Origin of the sequence: Nocardioides sp. (genome assembly GCF_031422975.1) — a bacterium.
Classification (GTDB): domain Bacteria; phylum Actinomycetota; class Actinomycetes; order Propionibacteriales; family Nocardioidaceae; genus Nocardioides.
In genome coordinates, this window is the sequence record NZ_JANPEO010000450.1 from 1 (window position 1) to 1,613 (window position 1,613).

Annotated in this window: 2 protein-coding genes; both read left to right on the forward strand. The window is 69.4% G+C overall.

Features of this window, described 5'->3' with window-relative positions; all coding sequences use genetic code 11:
* The coding region (locus tag RMO85_RS13530) for a M1 family metallopeptidase (RefSeq protein ID WP_310529249.1) at nucleotides 1–864 on the forward strand (864 nt) is incomplete at its 5' end.
* 9 nt (nucleotides 865–873) lie between these two features.
* Entirely contained in the window at nucleotides 874–1,422 is a 549-nt protein-coding gene (locus RMO85_RS13535) for a 4'-phosphopantetheinyl transferase superfamily protein (protein ID WP_310529250.1), read from the forward strand.
* Nucleotides 1,423–1,613 lie beyond the last annotated feature (191 nt).

Genomic DNA, 1,613 nt, shown 5'->3' on the forward strand with positions numbered 1-1,613 from the left:
AACAAGGCCACCTACGCCATCACCCTGGCCGCCCCCCATGACTACTACGTCGCGATGTGCGGGCGGCTCGTCGAGCGGAAGCGGCGCGGCTCGGTCACCGAGTGGACGTGGGAGATGGCGGAGCCGATGGCGTCCTACCTCGCGACCGTGCAGATCGGCCGCTACGAGGCGCGGGACCTGGGCTCCGGTGTCGTCGTGGTCGCACCGCCCGACCTGTCGGGTGAGGGGTACGACGCCTCGTTCGGCCAGCAGCCGGCGATGATGGAGTACTTCGAGTCGGTGTTCGGGACCTACCCGTTCGACGACTACACCGTCGTGGTGACCGATGACCCGCTCGAGATCCCGCTGGAGTCGCAGTCGCTCTCGACCTTCGGCCGCAACTTCGCCTCTGCCGACTGGGACGCCGTCCGGCTGGTCGCGCACGAGATGGCGCACCAATGGTTCGGCAACGCCGTGACGCTGCGGGAATGGCACGACATCTGGCTGCACGAGGGCTTCGCCTGCTACGCGGAGTGGCTGTGGTCGGAGGAGTCCGGGCGCGAGAGTGCGGCCGCTCAGGCGGCCCACCACCACGCCAAGCTGGCCCAGCTCGACCAGGACCTGCTGCTCGCCGACCCCGGCCCGGCGCTGATGTTCGACGACCGGGTCTACAAGCGTGGCGCCCTGACGCTGCACGCCCTCCGCACGGTGGTCGGCGACCACGACTTCTTCGACATCTTGCGTGAGTGGGTCGAGCGGTTCGACGGCGGCAACGCGACGACCGCCGACTTCGAGGCGCTCGCCGCCGAGATCAGTGGTGAGTCGCTCGAGGGGCTCTTCGAGGCGTGGCTCCGATCCACCGAGCTGCCGGCGCTCCCGGACTAGTGGGTGGCCATGCGGCCTGACGTCGCCTGGCACGCCGCCTCCGTCGGGGCGGCGGCGGCCCTCGAAGCGCACGCCCGGTCCCTCCTGGGCCCGGGCACCGTCACCTCCGGCCGACTCTGCTCGGCCTGCGGCAGCGATGCGCACGGCCGCCCGTGGGTGCGCCATCTGGGAGAGCCGCTCCACGTGTCGCTCTCGCGCTCGGGTCCGCACCTGGTGACCGCGATTGCCCTTGTCGACGGTGGCGTGCCGGTGGGTGTCGACGTGGAGGTCGCGGCCATCGACGTACTCCCATCGCTGGTCCTGGCACCCTCCGAGGCGCCCGGCTCAGCGGGTGACCTCGCGCGGACCTGGGCGCGCAAGGAGGCAATCCTCAAGGCTCGTGGCACCGGCCTGGCGACCCCGATGTCGACGATCGTGCTCGCCGAGGAGACGTGGCAGGACCTGCCCGCTCCGGAGGGGTACGTCGCAGCGCTGGCCGGTCTCGGTGACACCAGCACCGGCACCTCCGCAGGTTCATCCACATGGATGAGCGCGGACGAGGTCCTCCCTTCGGCGTGAAGGCGCCGCGAGTCTGGGCGAGCGCTGGTCGGCGGAATAGACCCGACCACAGCCTCGTTGCAAGTAGTACAGTCTTCAACTAACGCATAACGTAGGGCACAATGCAGTTCGGCAAATTCAGCGTCGGCGACATCAATCCCGACCCGACGACCGGAATCACGACGACCGAGGGCGAGAGCATCGAGTCAATG